13 protein-coding genes are annotated in these 19,340 nt (G+C 65.1%); 1 reads left to right on the forward strand and 12 read right to left on the reverse strand.

Annotation, left to right across the window (positions count from 1 at the left end; genetic code table 11):
* Positions 1–109 precede the first annotated feature (109 nt).
* The 8 genes from FJ548_RS23370 to FJ548_RS23405 form a co-directional block, all read right to left on the reverse strand.
* The gene (locus FJ548_RS23370; protein ID WP_140779063.1) at positions 110–1,384 is read right to left on the reverse strand and encodes an RNA polymerase sigma factor; all 1,275 of its coding nucleotides are present in this window, start codon (positions 1,382–1,384) and stop codon (positions 110–112) included.
* On the reverse strand, positions 1,381–1,755 hold the full coding sequence (locus FJ548_RS23375) for a YciI family protein (RefSeq protein ID WP_140607173.1): 375 nt from the start codon (positions 1,753–1,755) through the stop codon (positions 1,381–1,383). Before FJ548_RS23375 ends, FJ548_RS23370 begins: the two co-directional genes overlap by 4 nt.
* A gap of 98 nt (positions 1,756–1,853) precedes the next feature.
* On the reverse strand, positions 1,854–2,945 hold the full coding sequence (locus FJ548_RS23380; protein WP_140779064.1) for a DNA topoisomerase IB: 1,092 nt from the start codon (positions 2,943–2,945) through the stop codon (positions 1,854–1,856).
* 102 nt (positions 2,946–3,047) lie between these two features.
* Positions 3,048–3,986 carry a glycosyltransferase family A protein gene (locus FJ548_RS23385; protein WP_140779065.1) on the reverse strand — a complete coding sequence of 313 codons (939 nt, stop codon included), beginning with the start codon at positions 3,984–3,986 and terminating at the stop codon, positions 3,048–3,050.
* Between the two features lie 146 nt (positions 3,987–4,132).
* The gene (locus tag FJ548_RS23390; protein ID WP_140779066.1) at positions 4,133–5,017 is read right to left on the reverse strand and encodes a transglutaminase family protein; all 885 of its coding nucleotides are present in this window, start codon (positions 5,015–5,017) and stop codon (positions 4,133–4,135) included.
* A gap of 59 nt (positions 5,018–5,076) precedes the next feature.
* Positions 5,077–7,482, reverse strand: coding sequence for a circularly permuted type 2 ATP-grasp protein (locus FJ548_RS23395; protein WP_140779067.1), 2,406 nt, complete (start codon positions 7,480–7,482; stop codon positions 5,077–5,079).
* 6 nt (positions 7,483–7,488) lie between these two features.
* Positions 7,489–10,848: a transglutaminase family protein gene (locus FJ548_RS23400; protein ID WP_140779068.1), complete on the reverse strand. Its 3,360-nt coding sequence runs from the start codon at positions 10,846–10,848 to the stop codon at positions 7,489–7,491.
* 309 nt (positions 10,849–11,157) lie between these two features.
* Positions 11,158–12,354 (reverse strand): acyl-CoA dehydrogenase, encoded by a 1,197-nt coding sequence (locus FJ548_RS23405; protein ID WP_140779069.1) that lies wholly within the window; start codon positions 12,352–12,354, stop codon positions 11,158–11,160.
* Positions 12,355–12,456: 102 nt separating this feature from the next.
* On the opposite strand from FJ548_RS23405, the gene FJ548_RS23410 reads away from it, so the two are divergent.
* Positions 12,457–13,368, forward strand: coding sequence for a LysR family transcriptional regulator (locus FJ548_RS23410; protein ID WP_140779070.1), 912 nt, complete (start codon positions 12,457–12,459; stop codon positions 13,366–13,368).
* Here the strand turns inward: FJ548_RS23410 and FJ548_RS23415 are convergent, their stop codons facing one another.
* From FJ548_RS23415 to FJ548_RS23430, 4 genes are all read right to left on the reverse strand, one after another.
* Entirely contained in the window at positions 13,369–15,693 is a 2,325-nt protein-coding gene (locus tag FJ548_RS23415; RefSeq protein ID WP_140779071.1) for a Tex family protein, read from the reverse strand.
* A 128-nt stretch (positions 15,694–15,821) separates the two neighbouring features.
* A complete protein-coding gene (locus FJ548_RS23420; protein ID WP_140779072.1) occupies positions 15,822–17,003 on the reverse strand; it encodes a serine hydrolase in 1,182 nt (393 codons plus the stop codon).
* A 34-nt stretch (positions 17,004–17,037) separates the two neighbouring features.
* Entirely contained in the window at positions 17,038–18,234 is a 1,197-nt protein-coding gene (locus tag FJ548_RS23425; RefSeq protein ID WP_140779073.1) for a serine hydrolase, read from the reverse strand.
* Positions 18,235–18,297: 63 nt separating this feature from the next.
* Positions 18,298–19,332, reverse strand: a complete 1,035-nt coding sequence (locus FJ548_RS23430; RefSeq protein ID WP_140759556.1) for an extracellular solute-binding protein — start codon at positions 19,330–19,332, stop codon at positions 18,298–18,300.
* Positions 19,333–19,340 lie beyond the last annotated feature (8 nt).

The raw sequence follows: 19,340 nt of genomic DNA on the forward strand, positions 1-19,340 counted from the left end.
GGCACAGGAGGCGCTGTCATGGCGTGCCATTACCTGTTTCAGGGGAAAATCGCCACCCCGGCATGGTCCAAGCCCAAGCTGCACGATTGAGCCAGCCAGGCGATGGTGGTCAGTTGGCCTTTTTCGCCAGCGTCCGCACGGCGCCATCCTTCATCAGCCGGTCGATATGCATGCGGATATGGGCCGCTTCCGCCGCCGTGTTGGCAAGCGCGATGGCGCGGTCAAAGGCGATCCGCGCCTCCTCACCCCGGTCGAGTTGCATCAACAGCCCACCCTTGAGGCCAAAGAAGTGGAAATAGCCGGAAAGCCTCGACTCCAACGGTTCGATCATGGCAAGCGCCGCTTCAGGCCCGCGCACCTTGGAGACCGCCACCGCGCGGTTGAGCGTGATCACCGGCGACGGCTGCATCTGCTCGAGCAGGCCATAAAGCAGGTCGATCTCCACCCAGTCTGTGTCCTCGGCCTTGTCGGCTCGGGCATGCAGGGCGGCGATGGCCGCCTGCACCTGGTAGGGGCCGGGTTTGCGATGGCGCAACGCCTTATCGACCAGAGCCAACCCCTCGTCGATCATCTTGCGCCTCCAAAGGCTGCGGTCCTGATCCTCGAGCAGCACGATCTCGCCCTCTGCGTCAAAACGGGCCGGTGCGCGCGCATGCTGCAGCAAAAGCAGCGCCGTCAGCCCCATGATTTCCGGCTCGGTCTGGAACAGCCTGAGCAGCAGCCGGGCCAGCCGGATCGCCTCCTCGCACAGCGGCGCACGGGCGGGTGCCTCGCCGCTGTTGGTCGAGTATCCCTCGTTGAAGATCAGGTAGACCATGGCCGCCACAGCGGCGAGCCGTTCCGAGCGCTCGACCGCGCCTGGCGTCTCGAACGGCACGCCGGCATCCGCGATGCGCGCCTTGGCGCGTGTGATGCGCTGCTCCATGGCGCTTTCGCCAACCAGGAAGGCGCGGGCGATCTGCCTGACGGTGAGGCCGGAGACAATGCGCAGCGCGACCGCGATCTGCTGCGTTGCAGGCAGATCAGGATGACAGCAGATGAACAGCAGCCGCAATATGTCGTCACGGTAATGCGCCCCGTCCAGCCGCTCGACGATATCGCTTTCAGCATCTTCCAGATCGGAGATCTGGTCTTCTTCCGGCATCGGCGCCTGCTTGGCGCGCTTGCGCACCGCATCGATGCCGCTGTTGCGGCCGACGAAGATCAGCCAGGCCGCCGGATCGCGTGGCGGCCCGTTCTGAGGCCAGTTCTTCAGCGCCCTGAGACACGCATCCTGGAAAGCTTCCTCCGCCGTGTCGAGATCGCGGAAATAGCGCAGCAGCGCGCCCATCGCCTGCGGGCGGGCGGCGCTGATGGCGGAGCTGATCCAGGCGAGTTCGGTCATGCGGGAATCCGGGCAGGATTGAAGATGGAGACCGGCCGGATCTCGTAAGAGCCGCCGCTCGGGTTGACCTCGGAAAGCTCGCGGGCGAACTCGACCGCCTCATCGAGGTCTGCGCATTCGAGCGTGTAGAAGCCGAGGAATTGTTCCTTGGTCTCGGCGAACGGCCCGTCGATGACGACCGGCTCGCCCTTGACTTTCCTCAGCGTCGTCGCCGCTGTCGTGGGCAAGAGACGCGCCACCGGACCAAGCCGCCCAGCCTGGGCGTATTTCTCCTGAACGTTGAGGAGATTGGCCATGACTTCATCGTCCTGCGCCTTGCTCCAGGAGCTGACGACGTCTTCGGAGGCATAGCAGAGGATGGCGTAGAGCATGGTCGGTCCTTTCTGTATCAAAGGACGAAACAGTAGGACCGATCCCGACACGGCGTCGATAAAAAAATCCCGACGCCGCTTCCGCCAGCCGCCACGAGTCAACCTTCGTGGATTTTCAACCATCTCAACACGAGCGCCTCCTCGTCGTCGAGACCGTCTATTGACCGCTTGCGCTTGTTGGCCTCCGTCATTTCGGCAAGCAGCCGCCCCTGCGACCAGGCTTCGAAAACCTGCGGGTGGATATAGCATTTGCGGCAGACGGCGCGCGTGTTGCCCAGCCGCTTGGCCACCTCGTCGATGACGCTGTTCATCACCCGCTTCTGCTGAGCCTGGCTTTCGGGCAGCTCCGTTTGCGCAAACAGCGACGCGGCATGAATGGTACCGCCCCAGGTGCGGAAATGCTTCGAACTGAACGCATCGCCGGCTGCGTCCCGGATATAGCGGTTGACGTCCTCGGAGCGGACCGGGCGCCTGTTGTCCTGCTCGTCGAGATACTGGAACAGTTTCTGACCCGGCAGGTCCTGCGCGCCCCGCACGATCCTGGCGATGCGCCGATCGACCAGCTTTAGGCTCCACTCCTTGCCGGACTTGCCCTTGAAGGCGAACCGCAAGCTCGATCCTCTGATGTCGACATGGCGGTCGCGCAATGTCGTCAGGCCGAAGCTCTTGTTGTCGCGTGCATAGGCGGTATTGCCGACACGGATCATCGTGTTGTCGAGCAGCCAGACGACCGCGGCGACGACACGCTCGAACGGCAGGCCGTGACGGCGCAGGTCGCTGTCTATCGTGCGCCGCAGGTCCGGCAGGCTTTCGGCAAAGGCAACGAGGCTCGAATATTTGGCGCTGTCGCGTTCTTGCGCCCATTGCGGATGGTAGCGGTATTGCTTGCGTCCCCGCTGATCCCTACCGGTCGCCTGGATGTGGCCATCGGCGTCGGGCGAAATCCAGACGTCCGTCCAGGCTGGCGGAATGGCGATCGCCTCGATACGCGCCCTGGTGGTATCCGAGACAGGCCGCCCCTCCGGTCCCTTGTAGGAAAATCGCTTGCCTGCCCTCAGCCGGCGGATACCGGGCTCGGCATCGCTGACATAGGTCAGCGCGGTGTGGTCGGCCGAGCTTTGCCCACTCTTCCTTGGGACAGCCTCACCCTCAGCAGGCCGGCTGGGCGACGATACGGATCTTTGCAGCATGAGGGCTCCACGGAGGTATCCGTAAATAAGCCGCTGGTTGACAGCTGGTTCCACTGCTGCCCGAAAGCTGCGCGATATCGTCCGCCGATGATGGGATATTGCCTAAAGGGCGCCTTGCAGTTCTATCTGCGGAGCCGACAGGCGGCGCCTTGCAGCAAGCTTGAGCCTGTAGCGCAGGCAGCGCCAAGCCTCCGACCGCCGCTTTGGTGCGGCGGCGGCCACCGCCAGGAAGCGCGCGGCGGTGTTCAGGTCGCCGCGTGCATAGTGGACGCGGGCAATCTTGAGGGCGACGAGCCCTTCCCTGGTCTTGAGTGCCGATATCGGGATGTCGCAATCGGCGAGCGTGCGCAATTCCCGGCGCCACTCGAGGAAGCGCCGCGCCGGGTTGATCGTAAAGCGGTCGTCGGAACGGGCCGGCGAAACCTCGTAAACCATCACGGGTTGCGGAATCATGGCCAGCGATGCCTTGCTCATCAGCCTTGCCCAGAACAGCGTGTCCTCGTCATAGGCCAGCCCGACCGGGAACCGCGTCTCCCCGATCAGGCGCCGGGATGCCAGCACGCTGCCCACCGCGACCGAGCGTATATCGCCCTTCACATAGGCCGAAGCGTTTGCCAGGCACGCGGCCTGGTAGCCGTTCGGCACCTTGATCTGCCGATCCTGGCCGTTCACGCGTCGCCGGTAGGCGCCAACCACCATGTCGGCTTTCGGCTGGTTGTCCGCCTGCCGCAGCAGCGCGCGCAATCCGCCCTGAAGATGCAGATCGTCGGCGTCGATCAGGTACACCCAGGGATGGAGCGCCTGAGCCAGGGCGACATTGCGCGCAGCACCGGCGTCGCCGCAAACGGCCGGCAGCACACGCAACGGCACAGACAGTTGTGCCGCCGCCTGCCGTGCCACATCAGCCGTGTCGTCCGTCGAGGCATCGTCGACCAGCAGTATCTGGCCGATGACTTCGGCCTCACTGCTGAGCGACGCCAGCGTTGTCGCGATAGTTGCGGCCGCATTGTGGGCAGGGATGACGATGCTGACTGCTCTCAATTACAAACCCCGCGCCTGCGCGCTTTAGCAATACAATGACTGTCGCCTCAAAACGAGCATAGAGTAACGGCCTCGTCGATGTTTGAGAAGTCGCCTTGTTCACCTTGAATGCAGCAACGGGGCGCCTTGCACATTCAGGCCCGCTTTCACGCCTTTTCGAGCGCGACCGGGATGACGTCGACGGCCTGCTCGCCGACCTGCCCGCCGGTGGTCTTCAGCACGCCGACGATCGGTGCGACGTCGGAATAGTCGCGGCCGTAGCCGACGGTGATGTGGTCGTTGCTGGCCCGCATGCCGTTGGTCGGGTCGAACTCCTGCCAGCCGGCATCGCGTCCGCACCAGACCTTGACCCAGGCATGCATGGCATCGGCGCCTTCCAGCCGGGGTTTGCCCTTCGGCGGGATGGTGCGCAGGAAGCCGCTGACATAGCCGGCCGGTATGCCGAGCCCGCGCAGCCCGGCGATCATGATGTGCGAAAAATCCTGGCAGACACCGCGCTTCAGACTGAAAGCATCGCTGGCTCGGGTCCGCACCGTGGTCGCCTCGCCATCATAGGTGAAATCGCGGTGAATGCGGTTGCACAGGTTCATGGCCGTGCCGGCGGCCGAGTTGCCGACGCTATCGTGCGCATATGAAGTGATCGCCGCGTCGATGCCGGCATGGCTGCTGGCGGACAGAAAGTGATGCGGTGCATCCGGCGCCAGCGACCGCACCGCCGCCAGTTCCTGCCTCAGCCGCCCGATATCCGGCGACACGTCGAGCCCCGGCTCAGGCCGCGACACCGACACACGCGCGCTCATCCTGATGTCGAGCGCGTCATGCGCATCGCGAAATGCGATCGAGGTGACGTTGTTGCCGAAAAAGTCCGAAAAATCGGAACGCTCGTTGGGCGCCGGCGCAAAGGACAGGGATGCCGCGATGACGCGCTGCACACCGGAAATCGTCGACGGCAGGACGCGGATCTGGTGGCGGCCGCCGCCGGCCGCGGCTGCATAGTCGTAGTGGAGATGAAGCCTGATGTCGTAAAGCATGCGCTATTTTTCTTGTCCTGGAGCAGGTTTCTGACCGCGCGAGGCTTTGCGGAACCTGCCTAGCCGAAATAGGCCTTGGCGAGGCTGTTGTAGAGACCGCCTATCTCGTTGGCGAGATCGTCAAGTGCGGCGGCAGTCATGTCCGAAGGCTCCTTGATGGCGATGGCCGTATTGAGCTGCAGGATCTCCTTCGCCGCCGGCGACATGTGCCCCTCACCGCCGATCGACGGCAAGAGGCCGATCTCGGCTTTCAGCCTTTCGAGCTGGAACAGGATGGAGCGCGGATTGAGCGGATCCAGCGCCAGCAGATCGATCACCGTGCGCCGGCCGGCCTGCACCGGATATTGCCGGCGGTGGGTCATCACGCTGTCGCCGATCTCCAGCATCATGTCCAGCGCCCCTTCCGGCGCCTGGGCGCCGGTCAGCCGCGCGAGCGTGCGGGCGATCTGGATGCCGCGCTCCAGCCGCCGGCCGATCTCGAGGAACCGCCACCCGGCAAAACGATACATGTTCTCGTGCAGCAGGCCCGAGAATCCGGCGAGCTTGCGCAGGATGACGGTCATTGCCCGTGTCGCGTCATCCCCCGGCGCCACCGTCGTGGCGAACTGGTGGATGGTCTTCGATAGGTCCTTGAGCGCGAGCCAACCGTCGGGCGAGAAACGGTCGCGGATCTGCCCCGCGCTGTAAACCGCGCTGTCCAGCGTACCGATCAGCCCCAACGGGATCGCCGTGCCGACATCGATGCCGAACGGTTCGAGATAGTCCCTGACGTCGGCCAGCAGCGGCATATCCGGGTCCGACGTTTCGGCCAGCCGCACGTGATAGGCGCGCAATATACGCACCGTGTCTTCCGAGCGTTCGATGTAGCGGCCGAGCCATGTCAGGTTTTCGGCCGCGCGGCTGGGCAGGCTGCCCGGCCTGGTGCGGCTGAAGCTGTCGCCCTCTTGCGGCAGCAGCGTCTCGCGCTCCACCGGCCTGTCACTGACCACCCAGACGTCAGCCGCCTGGCCGCCGCGCTGCATGGCGAGCGCGGTCGGGTCGAGTGACAGTCCGACGCGGGCGAACCCGCCCGGCATCACCGTCCAGCCCTCAGGCGTGCGCGCCAGGTAGACGCGCAGGCTCGCTGGCCGTGGTTCCAGCCAGCCATCGACATAGACGGGCGTCGTCGACAACGTCACCGCTTCCTGGCCGACGAAGGCGTCGCCATCGCGCTCGATGCGCGCCGCCAGCTCCGCCCGCTCCCCGGCCGACAGTGCCGAGCCGAGCTTGGTCTGGCCGTCATCCTCGAAGGCGAGCCTGGTCGACAGCGCCGGGCCGATCACCATACGGTCAATGTTGGCAAGCACATGGGCGCGCTCGGCCTCCTGCCCGCACCACCATGTCGCGACGCTCGGCAGCAACAATTCCTCGGCGCGCAGCTCGCGCGCGATCTTGGGCAGGAAGGCGAGCAGCGCCCGCGTTTCCATCAGGCCGGACCCCAGCGCATTGACGGTGGACACGGAGCCCTGCCGGATCGCCTCGACCAGACCCGGCGTGCCGATCTGCGAATCCGAGCGCAGTTCGAGCGGATCGGCGAAGGCGGCATCGAGGCGCCGCCAGAGCACGCTGATCGGCATCAGGCCGGAAACGGTCCGCACCATCAGCCTGCCGCCGGAAACGGTCAGATCCTCGCCCTCCAGCAGCATGATGCCGAGATAGCGGGCGATGTAGGCGTGCTCGTAATAGGTCTCGTTGAGCGGTCCCGGCGTCAGGATCGCGACGCGGCCGTCGGTGGCCATGCCGAGCAGCGCATCGCGGAAGCGGCGGAAGAAGCCGGCGAGCCGGTGCACATGCATCTCGCCATAGATGTCCGACAGCGCGCGCGTGGTGGCGACGCGGTTCTCCAGCGCGAAGCCGGCGCCGGACGGCGCCTGCGTGCGGTCACCCAGCACCCACCAGCGGCCGTCGGGCCCGCGGCCAAGCTCGAAGGCGCAGAAATGCAGGAAATGTCCCTCGGCCGGCCTGGTGCCGACGACGGGCCGCAAATATTCAGGGCTGGCGGCGATCAGCCCTGCCGGCAGGACGCCCTTTTCGATCAGCCGGTTGCGGCCATAGATATCGGCGACGGTTTCCTCGAACAGCTCGGCGCGCTGGACGAGGCCGGCGCTGATCGCGGCCCATTCGGTATCTTCGATGAGCAGGGGCACATGCGCCAGCGGCCATTCGCGCTCGTTGGCGCCTGCCTTGTCGTAGACGCGGTAGTAGACGCCTGCGTCGCGCAGATACTGGTCGGCGCGGGCAAAGCGCTGACCGAGCTTTTCAGGCCCCAATTCGTCGAGCGCCTCGATGAAATCCTTCCAGGCCGGGCGGGGATTGCCTGACGCGTCGACCATCTCGTCGACAACGCCGTCGATCGGCTGGTAGTGCTCCAGCAGGCTGTGGGTCTGCGGCTTGCCGCGCACCCTCTTGTGATTCCCCTTTGCCATATCGGATCACAGTCTTGGCGGGCGCCGAAGGTCAAGGGTCATCGGGAAATCTTGTGCCGGTTGTTCGTCGCGCAGCACATAGCCGGATGGCGTGTGGCCGCGCGGTTCGAAGCGGGCGAGCCGCCGGGTCTCGGCCTCGTTGCCGTTGACCGGGAACGTATCGTAGTTGCGCCCGCCCGGATGCGCGACATGGTAGACGCAGCCGCCAACCGCCCTGCCCGACCAGCGGTCGTAAATGTCGAATACCAGCGGCGTGTTGACCGGCAGCGCCGGATGCAGGCCGGAAGCCGGCTGCCAGGCCTTGAAGCGCACGCCGGCCACCGCGACCTCTCTGTTGTCGGTGACCTTCATCGGCACGAGGCGGCTGTTGCAGACGATCGCATGACGCTCGGGGTTCAGCCCTTCGGTCTTGACCTGTAGCCGCTCGACCGAGGAATCGACGAAGCGTACGGTGCCGCCGATCGCGCCCTGTTCGCCCATGACATGCCAAGGCTCCAGCGCCTGGCGCAGTTCCAGCTTGATGCCGGCATGCCGGACCTCGCCGCAGAACGGAAAACGGAATTCGAGCTGTGCGTCGAACCATTCGGGCCGGAACTCGAAACCCTTGAGCTTGAGGTCGTCGAGCACGTCGAGGAAATCGGCCCAGACATAGTGCGGCAGCATGAAGCGGTCATGCAGCGACGTGCCCCAGCGCACGAAACGGCCTTCGAGCGGGTTCTTCCAGGCCCGGGCGATGATGGCGCGCACCAGCAATTGCTGCGCCAGCGACATGCGCGCATTGGGCGGCATCTCGAAGCCGCGGAACTCCACCAGCCCCAGCCGGCCGGTCGGTCCATCCGGCGAGAACAGCTTGTCGATGCAAATTTCCGAGCGGTGCGTGTTGCCGGTGACATCGGTCAGAAGATTGCGGAACAACCGGTCGACCAGCCACGGCAAGGGTGCCGCACCCTGGTCCGGATTCGGCACCTGCGCCAACGCGATCTCGAGCTCGTAGAGAGAGTCATGGCGCGCTTCGTCGAAGCGCGGCGCCTGGCTGGTCGGACCGATGAACAGGCCCGAGAACAGGTAGGACAGCGAGGGGTGCCGCTGCCATTGCAGAACCAGGCTCTTCAACAGGTCTGGCCGGCGCAGGAACGGGCTGTCATTCGGCGTCGCGCCGCCGACAACGACATGGTTGCCGCCGCCAGTGCCGGTGTGGCGGCCATCGATCATGAACTTGTCGGCGCCAAGCCGCGTCTGCCGCGCCTCCTCATAGATCGCCGTCGTCGTCGCCACGCAATCCTGCCAGTTGGAAGCAGGGTGGATATTGACCTCTATGACTCCCGGATCGGGCGCGACGCGGATGACGTTGAGGCGCGGATCATGAGGCGGGCCATAGCCTTCGATATGCACGGGAAGCCCTATTGCCTTTGCCGCATTCTCGGCCGCCGCAACCAGTTCCAGATAGTCTTCCAGCGCCTCGACGGGCGGCATGAACACGCACAGACGCCCGTCGCGCGGTTCGACCGAAAGCGCGGTGCGCACCGCGCCGCCAATCTCGGTGATCTCCTGCTCGACCCGGTCCTGCTGGCCCGTTGCAGCAGTGAAGGAAGCCGTTTGCTGGCGACGGGCCATTTCGTCGGCGCCCTCCAACTCGGCCGGGGCCGACGCGGGCAGAATGGTCTCGCGCGCCGGCAGCGGCCCGCGCGGCAGTGACGGATCGACCGGCACGATGTAGGGAAACTCTGCCGGCGGCACATAGGGCAGCGTGCCCAGCGGCAAGCGATAGCCGACCGGTGAATCGCCCGGCACCAGGAACAGGCGGCCGCGCCGCGTCTTCCATCTCTCAGAACGCCAGCGCGGTTCCGATGCCTGGCTGTTCCAGCGCTGCACCGGCAGCACATAGCCCGACGGTTTGGTCAACCCGCGCTCGAACACGCGCGCCATGCGGCTGCGTTCCTCCGGATCTTCCAGCCTTGAGTTGGACGGGTCGACATTATCGGGCAGCTTGCCTTCCTTGAGCAGCCATTCGGCCGGGTCCTCATAGGCTTCGCTGACCATCGACCTGTCGATACCGAGTTCATCGGCGATTGCCGTGAGCAGGCTTTCCGCCTGCTGCGGCCCGACCTCGGCGTTGCTCGTCTCGCGCGCGATCAGCGACGGATCGCTCCACACCGGTTGGCCATCGGCGCGCCAGTAGAGCGAAAAGGTCCAGCGCGGCAGGCTCTCGCCGGGATACCACTTGCCCTGGCCGTAGTGGAGAAAGCCACCCGGCGCGTAACGTTCGCGCAAGCGTCGGATCAGCGCATCGGCCTTTTCGCGCTTGGTCGGACCGACGGCGGCGGTGTTCCACTCGGCCGCCTCGAAATCGTCGATGGACACGAAGGTCGGCTCGCCCCCCATGGTCAGCCGCACATCCCCGGCCTCGAGTGCCGCATCGACCTGGTTGCCTAGCGCGTCGAGCGCCTGCCAGCTTTCGTCCGAGAACGGCTTGGTGATGCGAGGATGTTCGGCGATGCGGTCGACCCGCATGTCGAAGCCGAACTCGACATTGGCGAAGCTCGCCATGCCCGAAATCGGGGCGGCGTTGCGGAAATGCGGTGTTGCCGCCAGCGGCACATGGCTTTCGCCGGTCAGCAGGCCGGAGGTCGGGTCGAAGCCGATCCAGCCGGCGCCCGGAAGATAGACCTCGCACCAGGCGTGCAGATCGGTGAAGTCGACGGCGGTTCCGGCCGGACCGTCAAGCGCGACAAGATCTGGCTTGAGCTGGATCAGGTAGCCGGAGACGAAACGTGCGGCGATGCCCAGGTTCCTGAAGATCTGCACCAGCAGCCAACTTGAATCGCGGCAGGAGCCCTTGGCGGGGGCCAACGTTTCCTCCGGCGAGAACACGCCGGTTTCCATGCGCACGATGTAGGCGATCTCGCGCTGCAGGCGGGCGTTGAGGTCGACGAGGAAATTGACCGTATTGGGCGCACTGCGATCGACGGTTTTCAGGAAGGCCGAGAGCAGCGGCCCCGCCGGCTCCGGTGTCCGGTAGATGGCGAGGTCGTCCCTGATCTCTTCCGGATACTCGAACGGAAATGCCTCGGCCGAAGGCTCGACGAAGAAATCGAACGGATTGTAGACCGTCATGTCGGCGACGAGGTCGACCTCGATCTTCAGTTCGCTCACCGGCTCGGGGACGACGAAGCGGGCGAGGAAGTTGCCGTAGGGATCCTGCTGCAGATTGACGAAATGGTTCGCCGGCTCGACCTTGAGCGAATGGCTGAGCACCTTGGTGCGGGAATGCGGCGCCGGCTGCAGCCTGATGATTTGAGGGCCGAGAACCACCGGCCGGTCGTATTTGTAGTGGGTCAGGTGGTAGACGGCTGCCAGAATTGCCATGGGGCCCCGGAGGTCGGCGTTTTAGCTGGCCGAACCCTGACACATCTGGGCGCCGATCTCCAAGCGGATGTTGCGACAATCTCGTCATCCCAGGGCGGAGCGACGCAAAGCGGCGCGCAGACCCTGGGATCCATGCCGCGACTCTAGCCAAGCAATACAGCGGCGCGGAATGAAGCTATCTTGTTGGCGGCAGACACAGGGATGATCTCCACCGCGGCAGCGCTCATAGGTCGCGGCATGGATCCCAGGGTCTTCGCGACGTCGCTTCGCGACTGCTCCGCCCTGGGATGACGAAGAGTGCATTGGGTCTCAGAAAAAGGCCTGTATCCCCGTCTGCGCCCGCCCGAGGATCAGCGCGTGCACGTCATGCGTGCCTTCATAGGTGTTGACCGTCTCCAGGTTCTGCGCGTGGCGCATGACGTGATAGCCGATCTGGATGCCGTTGCCGCCATGCATGTCGCGGGCCTGGCGGGCGATGTCGAGGGCCTTGCCGCAATTGTTGCGCTTGACGATCGAGATCATCTCCGGCGCCATCTTGCCTTCGTCCAGCAGCCGCCCGACGCGCAAGGATGCCTGCAGCCCGAGCGCGATCTCGGTCTGCATGTCGGCGAGCTTCTTCTGGAAAAGCTGCGTGCCGGCGAGCGGCTTGCCGAACTGCTTGCGGTCGAGGCCATACTGGCGGGCACGGTGCCAGCAATCTTCAGCGGCACCCATCGAGCCCCAGGAAATGCCGAAGCGGGCCCGGTTGAGGCAGCCGAACGGGCCCTTCAGCCCGGAGACATTGGGCAGCAGCGCGTCTTCGCCGACCTCGACGCCCTCCATCACCACCTCGCCGGTGATCGAAGCGCGCAGCGACAGCTTGCCGCCGATCTTCGGCGCCGAAAGCCCCTTGATGCCCTTTTCCAGCACGAAGCCACGGATCTCGTCCTTGCCGTTCTCGCCCTTCAACTTCGCCCAGACGACGAACACGTCGGCGACCGGCGCGTTGGAAATCCACATCTTGGAGCCGGAAATCCTGTAGCCGCTGGCGGTCTTCTCGGCGCGGGTCTTCATGCCGCCAGGATCGGAGCCGGCATCCGGCTCGGTCAGGCCGAAACAGCCGATCCACTCGCCGCTGGCGAGCTTGGGCAGGTACTTCCTGCGCTGTGCGTCGGAGCCATAGGCATGGATCGGATACATCACCAGCGACGACTGCACCGACATCATCGAGCGATAGCCGGAATCGACACGCTCGACTTCGCGCGCGACCAGTCCGTAGGTGACATAGTTGGCCCCGAGCCCGCCGAATTCCTCCGGAATGGTGATGCCAAGAAGGCCGGCCTCACCCATCTCGCGGAAGATCGCCGTGTCGAAGGTCTCGTTGAGGTAGGCGTCCTCGATGCGCGGCGCCAGCTTGTCGGCGGCGAAGGCCGCCGCGCCGTCGCGCACCATGCGCTCGTCTTCCGAAAGCTGGTCCTCGATCAGGAACGGGTCTTCCCAGACGAATGCATTCTTGTCGGCGGCCATGGCTCTCGATCCTCAAAACGGCTGTAGCCCGGCTTATCGGCCCGCGGTATGAAAAAATCAAACGAAATTGCTTCTCCGATCAATTAGCATTAGGAATGGATCATGAGTGTCCAGCGCCGCCTTTTGCCCAACATCAGCGCCCTTGCCGCCTTCGAAGCTGTGGCCCGTCTTGGCAGTTTCACCGCCGCCGCTCAGGAGCTCGATCTGACCCAGGGCGCGGTCAGCCGGCAGATCAAGTTGTTGGAGGATCAGTTTGGACGCCGGCTGTTCGAACGCGACAGCCGCAATGTCCGGCTGTCGACGGCGGGAGAAATCTACGCCGAGGCGGTGCGTGCCGCGCTTGGCCAATTGCGGGATGCCGCGCTTGGATTGATGAGCAATCGGCATAGCGGCATCCTGAACCTTGCCATATTGCCGACCTTCGGCACGCGCTGGCTGATGCCGATGATCCCCGATTTCGTGGAAAACAATCCCGACATCACCATCAACTTCGTCACCCGTGTCGGCCGCTTCGACTTCGCCCGGGAAAGGCTGGATGCCGCCATCCACTACGGCCTGCCGGACTGGCCGGAGGCCGACTCCACGCTCCTGGTGTGCGAGCCAGTGGCGCCGGTGGTATCGCCCGAATTCCTCGCCGGCCGCGCCGTCTCCACGCCGGCCGATATCGGCCGCCTGCCGCTGCTGCACATGGCGACGCGCCCCGGCGCCTGGACCGAATGGTTCGAGCACCAGGGCCTGAGCGCGCCGACCGGACCAGGCATGCAGTTCGAGCAGTTCGGCACCGCCGCCCAGGCCTGCATGGCGGGGCTCGGCGTGGCGCTGTTGCCCCTACTGCTCATCGCCGGCGAATTGCAGCGCGGCCAGCTTGTGACGGCGCCCGGCCAACCGATGCAAAGCCGCAGCGCCTATTACCTCGTCGTTCCCCATGACAAGCGCGGCTATCCACCGGCTGCCAGTTTTCGAGACTGGCTGCTGGGCCAGATCGAGAAGGAGCCGGCTGTCCTGGCGTGGTAGCTACTTGCGCCTCAGCGCGTCCGCCAGCGCCGCGCCGAATGCGCCTTGCTGGGCCGGCCGCTCCGGCTGGCGCTGGGGTGCTGGCGAGCGTGGCGCCGGCCTGCCGCCGCCATTGTCGCGCGGCCCGCCTTTCGATCCGCCGCCCTCGCCGCCGTCCTTGCGCATGGAGAGCCCGATGCGCTTGCGCTTGATGTCGACGTCGACGACGCGCACCTTGACCACGTCGCCGGCCTTGACCACCTCATGCGCGTCCTTGATGAACCGGTCGGCCAGCTGCGAGACATGCACCAGCCCGTCCTGGTGCACGCCGATATCGACGAAGGCCCCGAAGGCCGCGACATTGGTGACGGTCCCCTCCAGCAGCATGCCGGGCTTCAAATCCTTGATGTCGTCGATGCCGTCGGCGAAGGTCGCCGTCTTAAAGCCGGGGCGCGGGTCGCGGCCGGGCTTTTCCAGCTCCGCCAGGATGTCGCGGACCGTCGGCAAGCCGAAGCGCTCATCGACGAACACGCGCGGATCGAGCGCCTTGAGTGCGGCGCTGTCGCCCATCAGCGCGCGCACATCGCGCCCGCAGGCTGCGACGATCTTTTTCGCCACGCCATACGCCTCGGGATGCACCGCCGAGGCATCGAGCGGCTCGGTGCCATTTGGAATGCGCAGGAAGCCGGCGGACTGCTCGAAGGCGCGCGGTCCCAGGCGGGGCACCTTGAGCAGATCCTTGCGGCTGGCGAACGGTCCCGTCGCGTCGCGGTGCGCGACGATAGCATCGGCGAGTGACGCGCCAAGACCTGAAACGCGCGCCAGGAGCGGCGCCGAGGCAGTGTTGAGATCGACGCCGACGGCATTGACCGCGTCCTCGACCACCGCTTCCAGCGAGCGGCCAAGCCGGTACTGGTCGACATCGTGCTGGTACTGGCCGACGCCGATCGACTTCGGTTCGATCTTGACCAGTTCGGCCAGCGGATCCTGCAGCCGCCGCGCGATCGACACCGCACCGCGCAACGATACGTCAAGGCCGGGGAATTCGGCCGCCGCCGTCGCCGAGGCCGAATAGACCGAGGCACCTGCCTCGCTGACGATCACCTTGAGCGGCTTGGGGCCTGAACCGGCGGGCATGTCGGACAGCATGTCCGCCACCAGCTTTTCCGTCTCGCGGCTGCCGGTGCCGTTGCCGATCGAAATCAGCTCCACCTTGTGCTGGCGGACCAACGCCGCGAGTTCCGTCTGCGTGCCACGCACATCGTTCCTCGGCGGGAACGGATACACCGTCGTCGTCGCTACCAGCTTGCCGGTGCCGTCCACCACGGCGACCTTGACGCCGGTGCGGATGCCGGGATCGAGCCCCATCGTCGGCCGCGAGCCGGCCGGAGCTGCCAGCAGCAAATCCTTGAGATTGCGGGCAAAGACATGGATCGCCTCTTCCTCGGCCCGCTCGCGCAGGTCACGCATCAAATCGAGCGTCAGGTGCAGCAACAGTTTTATGCGCCATGTCCAACCGGCCACCTCCATCAGCCAGCGGTCGCCCGGCAGGCTGCCGCCGATCGCGTAGGCATTGGCGATCATCCGTTCGACCGGCTTTACAGGCGAGGCGTCGTCGGCATCGACCTCGATGTCGAGCGACAGCACCTCTTCGTTGCGGCCGCGCAGCATGGCCAGCGCGCGGTGGCTGGGCACCGTCGCCCAGCGCTCGACATGGTCGAAATAGTCGGAGAACTTGGCGCCGGCCTCCTGCTTGCCGTCGACCACCCTGGCCCGCAGGAAGGCGCGTTCCTTCATGTAGCCGCGCAGCTTGCCGACCAGATCGGCATTCTCGGCGAACTGCTCCGAGAGGATATCGCGGGCGCCTTCGAGCGCCGCCTTGGCGTCGGCCACGTCCTCGGAGATGTAGGCCAGCGCCGCCTCGGCGGGCACCAGCGAGCGGTCCGCCAGGATCGCCGCGGCCAGCGGTCCCAATCCGCGCTCGCGGGCGATCTCGGCCTTGGTGCGGCGCTTGGGCTTGTAGGGCAGGTACATGTCCTCGAGCTCCGCCTTGGTGGTGGCGGCGGCGATCTTGGTCTCAAGCTCCTCCGTCAGCTTGCCCTGTTCGCGGATCGAGCCGAGGATGGTGTCGCGGCGGGCGTCCAGCTCGCGCAGGTAGGCGAGCCGCTCGGCAAGGTCGCGCAGTTGCGTGTCGTCCAGCCCGCCCGTCGCCTCCTTGCGGTAGCGCGCCACGAACGGCACCGTCGCGCCCTCGTCGAGCAGTTCGATCGCCGCGGCCGCCTGTTCGGGCCGCGCCTTGATCTCGGCCGCGATGATGGCTGCGATGCGCTTGATGTCGGATGCCATGTCGTTCCTGCTGTCGTCGAAAAGAGCGGCGACCATAGGCGCAGACGTTCACTCCGCCAACCGCGACGTTTTCAACCGTCACAGGCGGTCCACAAGAAACCATGCGGCAGCTGACCGCGCCTGACGGCTCAGACCAGTCGCGTCAGCGCCTCGAAGAAAGCGACGATTTCGAGATCAAGCGAGTCATCGACCGGTTCCGGCTGCGACGACATCTTGGCAATGACCACTTCCGCCTTCGGGTCGACATAGAGCCACTGGCCATGGATGCCGATGCCGCAATAGGCGCTGCTCGGCTTGCCCGACTGGTACCATTTGTTCCGATAACGGCCCTGTGGAAACAGCGGAAGCATCGCGCCGCGCTGCCAGGCCTCCGAACTGCCTCCGGTCGCAACCGTATCGCGCACCCACGCCTCCGGCACGACCTGCCGGCCATTGGCCATGCCGCCCTGCCGCATCATCTCGCCGATGCGCGCGAGGTCGCGCGGCGTCACCGAAATGCCGCCGGCGGTGCGCGCCGTGCCTTCCATGTCGACGCCGATCGAAGCCTCGCTGACGGCCCCCAGCGGCAACCACAGTCTGTCGCGCATCAGGTCGGCGAAGCGCTGGCCGGAAGCGCGTTCGAGCAACAGGCCGAGCAGGTCGGAATTGGGCGAACGGTAGCGGAAGGTCTGGCCATGCGGCTCGGCAAGCCGCTGCAGGGTCAGGATGAATTCGCGCAGGCTTTCCGTGCCGCCGCCCGGGTTCCACAGCGTGGCGCGGCGATAGCGTGCGAAGGCGCTTTCCGGATCGAGATAGGCCTCCTCGAAATCGAGGCTGACGCTCATGTCGAGCACATGCCGCACGCTGGCCTCGCCATAGGCCGTGCCCACCGCCTCCGGGATGTATTGCGTCACCGGCGCCTCCGGATCGAACACGCCCTCGCCTTCCAGTATGCCGGCAATGATCGCCGTCACCGATTTGCTGATCGAGAAGATGATGTGGCGGGCGCCGAAATCCATATGCGGCGCGAACCAGTCGCCGATGATCTTGCCGCCTTTCATGACCGTCAGCGCGTCGGTGCTGGAACGCACGAGGAATTCGGCCACGGTCTCGGGCGCACTGGCAAGCGAAACCTTTTCGCCGAGCAGGCCACCCAGGTCTCGCACGGGCTCTTCGCCGCCGCCCGGCGCTGCCATCACCCGCGCTGTCGGCACCAGTTCGCCGAGGTTCTGGAAGGACCATCGGTTGAATGGATTTTCGCGCCAGTTGGCGAGCAGCACCTCATTGCGGCGGAAGCCGTAGCGGGTCTCGAACGCGGTCTTGCCGGTCATGGCGTTTTTCCTTCCAGGTCGTCTCTTGAGGGGCTCAGCGCAGGGCGGCGGCGATGGCGTGCACGGCCTTCAGCGTTGCCACCGAATAGGCGAGATTGCTGAAATCCGGCCACGTCGAAAGCTTCACCACGACCATTCCTGTGTTCCAGTCGATGTGGATGATCTGCCCGAACACGCCCCGGCACATCAGCGCGCGCGAGCTGGGATTCTCGATCCAGAACTGGTTGCGGTAACTGCCCTCGGGCATGCTGGCGGAGAAATCCGGGCCGTGCCTGCCGTTGCGTGTCGCCTCGATCCAGGCCGCCGGCACGATGCCGCCGCCATTGTCGAGGATCATCTGGCCAAATCGGCCATAGTCGCGGAGCGTCGCGTTGAAGCCGCCGTCGGCGAGCGCATAGCCGGCGCTGTCGACGGTGAAGCAGGCGCTTTCGTCGGCACCGAGCTTCTGCCAGAGCTCTTCGGAAACCAGTTGCGCCAGCCGCTTGCCGGTCACCCGTTCCATGATGAAGGCGAGCACGTCGGTCTCTATCGAGCGGTACTCGAACTTTACTCCGTGCGGACGGACCGTGTCTTTCAACCCGAGGATCAGCTCGAACAAATGCGAGGGCCAGCGGAAGTCCGGATCGCTGCCCGGCGGCACCGGCTTCCAGCCCGTGGCGACATCGACCTGGCCGATATCGGAATAGCGGTCGGTATATTCCTCGGAAAAGCGCACGCCCGTCGTCATGTCGAGCACATGCTGGACGCTAGCGCCGGCCCAGCCTGTGGCGCCGAGTTCCGGCAGGTAATCGGTGACCGGCCGGGTGGGATCGATCAGCCCGCGCCCGGCCAATATGCCGAACACCGCACCAGTGATCGATTTGGCCATCGACTGCGAGAGATGCAGCGTGCGCTCGTCCATGCCGTTGAAATAGCGCTCATAGGCGATCTTGCCGTCCTTGAGCACCAGGAACCCGTCCGTATAGGTCTCGTCGAGCAACCCCGCGAGCGTCGAAGGCCTGCCCTCGCTGTCCTTGACCGGCAGTCCGTCGAGATCGACCTCGGCGCGTTCGAGACGATGGCGATGGCCATTGCCACGCCAGACTTCGGCGGTCGGCAGGATTTCCCTGATGTGCTGAAACGCCCAGCGGTTCCATGGCGGCCGATCCCAGTCGAGCCTTGGCGGCACCATGGCGGGCGGCGAGCCCTGCATGACCGGCGGCCGCGGATCGCTGCTGCGGTAGGAATTCATGAAAGGCCATTCCCGGAAAGAAAAGACCCGGCGGCGTGTGCCGCCGGGTCCGTCATGCAGCGATTACTTCTGCAGTTCGGTCCAGATCTTGGTGTAGATGTCCTGGATTTCAGGCGCACACATCTTCTGGAATTCGCCCTGTGGCTTCGCGGCGGCCGGAATGACGACTTCCGGCGCATCCTTCATGTCGGCCGGCATGTATTTGTCCGAGCCGGTGATGGCATTGGCGTAGCGGTGGAAGGCCGAGAGGCCGGCTGCGTTTTCCGGATCCATGATGAAGTTCTGGAACAGCTTGGCGTTGTCGACATTCTTGGCTTCCTTGAGAACGACGACGTTGTCGCTCCACAGGCCGTAGCCTTCCTTCGGATAATTGTAGTGGATGGCCGGATTGGCCAGTCGCTGGCGCAGCGCAGAGCCGTTCCAGTCGCTGGTGGCCTTGAAGTCGCCGGCGCCCATCTTCTCGATGGTGTTGTATTCCATGGCGATCCAGTTCGGCTTGGCCGCGACGAGCGTGTCACGCACCTTCTTCAGCACCGCCTTGTCGTCGGTGCACTGCTGGCCACCGACATATTTGATCGCGGCGAAGATGACGTCATTCATCTCGGGAACGACGTTGACCTTGCCCTTCAGCTCGTCGGGCGTGTTGAAGATGATGCCCCAGCTGTCGGCCGGTCCCTTGTAGGCATCGGTGTTAACGACGACGCCCACCGTGCCCAGCGCCCACGGCACCGAATATTTGCGGCCGGGATCGAAATCTGGATTGGCCCATTCCGGCGCCACATTCTTGAAGTTCTCCATCTTGCCCGGGTCGGTTTCGAGCACAAGCCCTTCCTTGATCCAGATCGGAACATAGGTCTGCGAGGGCACGGCGATGTCGAAGCCGGTGCCGCCCTGGCGAACCTTGGCGAGCGCGGTGTCGTTGGAATCGTAGTCGGTGATCGTGACCTTGATGTTGTACTTCTGCTCGAACTTCTTGATCACGTCAGGGCTGGTGTAGTTGCCCCAATTGTAGATGTTGAGCACGCCGTCGGCGCGGGCGAGGCCCGTCGAAGCGAGCAACGCCAACCCCATGGCGGTTGCTGTTGTCTTCCAGTTCATGGTTTTAA

The sequence above is a fragment of the Mesorhizobium sp. B2-4-17 genome, assembly GCF_006441275.1.
GTDB lineage: Bacteria > Pseudomonadota > Alphaproteobacteria > Rhizobiales > Rhizobiaceae > Mesorhizobium.